Source organism: Kitasatospora sp. NPDC053057, from assembly GCF_044546945.1.
Taxonomy (GTDB): Bacteria; Actinomycetota; Actinomycetes; order Streptomycetales; family Streptomycetaceae; genus Kitasatospora.
This window is the reverse complement of the sequence record NZ_JBITZP010000098.1, coordinates 1-5,334: the sequence shown is the minus strand read 5'-3', so window position 1 is coordinate 5,334 and position 5,334 is coordinate 1. Positions and strand designations below refer to the sequence as shown.

General features: G+C 73.5%; 2 protein-coding genes. Both read left to right on the top strand.

Features of this window, described 5'->3' with window-relative positions:
• Nucleotides 1-3,420: amino acid adenylation domain-containing protein (locus tag ACIG5E_RS38935; protein ID WP_396541968.1), on the top strand; the 3,420-nt coding region annotated here is incomplete at its 5' end.
• Nucleotides 3,420-5,334, top strand: a 1,915-nt coding sequence (locus ACIG5E_RS38930) for a condensation domain-containing protein (RefSeq protein WP_396541966.1), incomplete at its 3' end; no start/stop codon positions are given. The genes ACIG5E_RS38935 and ACIG5E_RS38930, both read left to right, overlap by 1 nt.

Genomic DNA, 5,334 nt, shown 5'->3' with positions numbered 1-5,334 from the left:
TCGCTGCTCGCCGTGCGCCTGGTCGAGGTGCTGCGCGGCCACGGCGTGTCCGTCTCGGTGCGGGCGCTGTTCCAGACGCCGACCCCGGCCGGGCTCGCCCTGTCGGCGGGTGCCGGCCGGGCGGTGGACGTCTCGGCGAACCTGATCCCCGCCGACGCCGTCGAGATCACGCCGGACATGCTCCCCATGGTGGAGCTCTCGGACCGGGAAATCGCCACCGTGGTGGCGGCCGTTCCCGGCGGCGCGGCGAACGTCGCCGACGTCTACCCGCTGGCCCCGCTCCAGGAGGGCCTGCTCTTCCACCACCTCCTCGCCGACGGCGGCGATGACGCCTACGTCACCCCGCTGGTCTTCGAGCTGGAGTCCCGCGAGCTGCTGGACGCCTTCACCGGCGCCCTGCAGCAGGTCGTCGATCGGCACGACATCTTCCGTACCTCGCTGGCCTGGGAGGGCCTGCGCGAGCCGGTCCAGGTGGTCTGGCGCCGGGCCCCGCTCTCCGTCGAGGAGGTGGCCCTGGCCGCCGACGGCACCGACCCGGTGCAGCAGCTGCTGACCGCCGGCGGTTCGTCGATGGATCTGGGCCGGGCGCCGCTGCTCACGCTGCACATGGCGGCGCTGCCGGACGGTGGCCGGTGGCTGATGCTGCTCAAGGTCCACCACGCCGTCCAGGACCACACCGCCCTCGAGGTGGTGCTGGCCGAGGTGCAGGCCTTCCTGACCGGCCGGGGCGACTCGCTGCCAACGCCGGTGCCGTTCCGCGCGTTCGTCGCACAGGCGCGTGGCGGGGTGGCGCAGGCGGAGCACGAGCGGTACTTCACCGGGCTGCTCGCCGACGTGGACGAGCCGACCGCGCCGTACGGCCTGGTCGACGTCCACGGTGACGGCGCGGACGCGGTCCGGCTGCGGGTGCCCTTCGCACCCGAGCTGCACGACCGGGTGCGCGCGGTCGCCCGCCGGATGAGCACGAGCGCGGCGACCGTCCTGCACGTCGCCTACGCGCGGACCCTCGCCGCCGTGTCGGGCCGCTCCGACGTCGTCTTCGGCACCGTCCTCTTCGGCCGGATGAACGCCGGCGCGGGCTCGGCGAACACCCCGGGACCGTTCATCAACACCCTGCCGGTGCGGGTGCGCACCGGTGAACTCGGCGCGCTGGAGGCCGTGTCGGCGATGCGCGGCCAGCTGGCCGAGCTGCTGGAGCACGAGCACGCCTCGCTGGCACTGGCCCAGCGGGCCAGCGGACTGTCCGGTGACACCCCGCTGTTCACCGCGCTGCTCAACTACCGCCACAACCCCGCCGGATCCGAGCAGGAGCGGGACGACCGCAACCGCGGATTCGAGGGCTTCGAGGCGCGGTTCGCCCAGGAGCGGACCAACTACCCGCTTGTGGTGGCGGTCGACGACGACGGCGAGTCGATCCACCTGACCGTGGACGCGGTGGCCGCCGTCGACGGCGAGGCCGTCGCACGGCTCATGTGCACCGCCGCCGAGAACCTGGTCGCCGCACTGGAGACCGCCCTGGACGGCGGCTCCGAGCAGGCGCTCGCCGCGGTGCGGGTGCTCGGCGACGGCGACCTGCACCGGCTTCTCGACGAGTGGAACGACACGGGGGAGGCGTCCGAAGGCGCCCTGGTGCCCGAGCTGTTCGCGGCACAGGCCGCGCGCACCCCGGACGCCGTGGCCGTGGTGTCCGGCGGCGCCGAGCTGACGTACGCCGAACTGAACGCCCGGGCCGACCGGCTGGCGCACTACCTGGCCGGCCGCGGCGTCGGCCCGGAGTCGGTGGTCGCGGTGGTCCTGGACCGCGGCGTCGACCTGGTCGTCGCCCTGCTCGCGGTGCTGAAGGTCGGCGGCGCCTACCTGCCGGTGGACCCGGAGTACCCGGCGGACCGGGTCGCCTACACCATCGGCGACGCCGACACCGCCCTCGTGCTGACCACGAGCGGGCCGGCCAAGGTCCTGTCCGGCTTCGGGGCGCCGGTGGTGGCCCTCGACGACCCCGCTGTCACGGCGGAGTTGACGCGGCTGCCTGCGGACGCGCTGCCCGCGGACGGACGTCCCGCGCCGCTGCCCTCGCACCCGGCGTACCTGATCTACACCTCCGGCTCCACCGGCCGCCCCAAGGGCGTCGTGGTCCCGCACGGCGCGCTCGCCGCGCACCTGGGCGGTGTGCGGGAGCGGGTCCGGCTGACCGGCGGCGACCGGCTGGTGGCGGTGACCACGGTGTCCTTCGACATCGCGGCGCTGGAACTGTTCCTGCCGCTGGTGTCCGGCGCGTCGGTGGTCGTGGCCTCCCGCGACGTGGTCCGCGACCCGGCGGCCCTCACCCGGCTGGTGGTCTCCTCCGGGGCGACGGTGGTGCAGGGCGTGCCGTCGCTGTGGCGGGCCCTGCTGGACGTGGACGGCTGGCCCGCCGGGGTGTGGGCGCTGGTCGGCGGCGAGGCCCTGCCGCCCGAACTGGCGCAGCGCTTCACCGCGCTCGGCATCGAGGCGGTCAACCTGTACGGGCCGACCGAGGCGACGGTGTGGGCGACCTCCGCAGAGGTGGCCGCCGGACCGGTGCTGGTGGGACGTCCGTTCGCCGGTGTGCGCGGGTACGTCCTGGACGCCCGGATGCAGCCGGCTCCGGCCGGTGTGGCGGGCGAACTGTACCTGTCCGGCGCCCAGTTGGCGCGCGGCTACGCGGGCCGTCCCAGCCTGACGGCGGAGCGGTTCACCGCGAACCCGTTCGAGCCGGGAGCACGGATGTACCGCACCGGCGACCTCGCGCGCTGGACCGGCGACGGGCAGCTGGAATGCCTGGGCCGGGCCGACGACCAGGTGAAGGTCCGCGGCTTCCGGATCGAACCGGGCGAGATCGAGGCGGTGCTCGCCGGCCACGACACGGTGGCCCAGGCCGTCGTGGTTGTCCGCGAGGACAAGCCCGGCGACCAGCGGCTGGTGGCCTACGTGGTGCCCGCCGGGGCGAGCGGGGAAGAGGCCGAGGGGCTCGCGCAGGCACTCCGCCTGGCGGTCCAGGACCAGCTGCCCGCGTACATGGTCCCGTCGGCGGTCGTGGTGCTGGACGCCCTGCCGCTGACCGCCAACAGGAAGCTGAACCGCAAGGCCCTGCCCGCCCCCGAGTTCGGCGCGGGTGCGGGCCGGGCACCGGCGAACCGGCAGGAGGAACTCCTGTGCCGGGCGTTCGCCGAGGTCCTGGGCCTCGATAGCGTGGGCGTGGACGACGACTTCTTCGCCCTCGGCGGCCACTCCCTGCTCGCCACCCGACTCATCAGCCAGATCAGGGCGCTGCTGCGGATCGACGTATCGCTGCGAGCGCTCTACCGGACACCGACGGTCGCCGGACTCGCCCGGCAGCTTGGAACACAGAAGACAGCCAGGCCAGCACTGCGGCCGATGCGCACCACCGAGGAGCAGCACTGATGATCCCTCTGTCCTTTGCCCAGCGTCGGCTCTGGTTCATCGGCCAGCTGGACGGTCCCAGCCCGGCCTACAACATCCCGATCGTGCGGCGGCTGTCCGGCGAGCTGGACTTGGCGGCGATGAACGCGGCACTGCGCGACGTCATCGGCCGGCACGAGGTGCTGCGCACGGTGTTCCCGACCCAGGACGGCGAGCCCCACCAGCGGATCCACAAGCTCGACGAGCTGGAGTGGGAGCTGGCGGCGGCCCAGGTGGCGCCGGAGGAGCTGGACGCCGCCGTGTCCGGGGCCGCGCGACACCTGTTCGACCTGGCGTCCGATGTGCCGATCCGGGCCTGGGTCTTCTCCACCGCGCCGGACGAGCACGTCCTGGCGGTGGTGGTGCACCACATCGCGGGCGACGGCTGGTCGATGGGGCCGCTGGCCCGGGATGTCTCCATGGCGTACGCGGCCCGCTGCGCGGGCCGGGCGCCGGAGTGGGCGCCGCTGCCCGTCCAGTACGCGGACTATGCGCTGTGGCAGCGTGAGCTGCTCGGCGACGAGGACGACCCGGACAGCCTGCTGTCCCGCCAGCTCGGCTACTGGCGGGACGCCCTGGCGGGTGCGCCAGAGGAGCTGGCGCTGCCCGTCGACCACCCGCGACCGGCGACGGCTTCCCACCGCAGCCTCGCCGCGACGGTCGAGGTTCCCGCCGAGGTGCATGCCAAGCTCGCCGAGCTGGCCCGGGCCGAGGGCGTGAGCCTATTCGTGGTGCTGCAGTCGGCGCTGGCGCTGCTGCTGTCCCGCCTCGGAGCAGGGACCGACATCCCGATCGGCACCGTCGTCGCCGGTCGGACGGACGTGGCGCTGGACGACCTGGTCGGCTTCTTCGTCAACAGCCTGGTGCTGCGGACGGACCTGTCGGGCGACCCGAGCTTCCGCGCACTGCTGGCCCAGGGGCACGAGACGGCCCTGTCGGCCTTCGAGCACCAGGACGTGCCGTTCGAGAAGCTGGTCGAGGAGCTGACGCCGGCGCGCGTGATCGGCCGCCACCCGCTGTTCCAGACGATGTTCACGATGCAGAACAACGCGCAGGCCGTGCTCGACCTGCCGGGCGCGGGCGTCAGCGGGGTGGAGACGGGCACCGACTCGGTGGCACGGTTCGACCTGGACGTGCTGCTGGGCGAGCTGTTCGACGCGCAGGGCGCTCCGGCCGGCGTGTCCGGCTCGGTGGTCGGTGCGGCGGACCTGTTCGAGGCGGAGTCCGTCGAGCGGCTGGCGGCGCGACTGGTGCGGGTGCTCGAACTGGTGGCCGCCGACCCGGAGGTGCGGCTGAGCGCGGTGGACGTGCTGTCCGTGGAGGAACGGGCGCAGGTGCTGACCGAGTGGAACTCCTCGGCGGTGGAGTTCGGTTCGACGCTGGTTCCGGGGCTGTTCGCGGCGCAGGTGGCGCGGACGCCGGTTGCGGTTGCGGTGGTGGCGGACGGCGAGGAGGTGTCGTTCGCGGAGCTGGATGTGCGGGCGAACCGGCTGGCGCACTACCTGGTGGCGCAGGGTGTCGGTGTCGAGTCGCTGGTGGGTGTCTGCCTGCCGCGCGGTGTGGATGCGGTGGTGGCGATCCTCGCCGCGTGGAAGGCGGGCGCGGGCTATCTGCCGATCGACCCGGAGTACCCGGCGGAGCGCATCGCGTTCATGCTCGCGGACAGCGGTGCGGTGCTGACCCTCACCGATGAGGAGACGTTGGACGAACTGCCGGCCGGGCGTGCCCGGTTGGTGGCGGTGGACAGTGCGCTGATGGTGATGCAGCTGTCCGCTCAGCCGGACACCGCGCCGGAGATGATGGTGCGGGCTGATGGCCTGGCGTACGTGATCTACACGTCGGGTTCGACGGGTCGTCCGAAGGGTGTGGCGGTTCCGCATGGCGGTCTTGCCAACT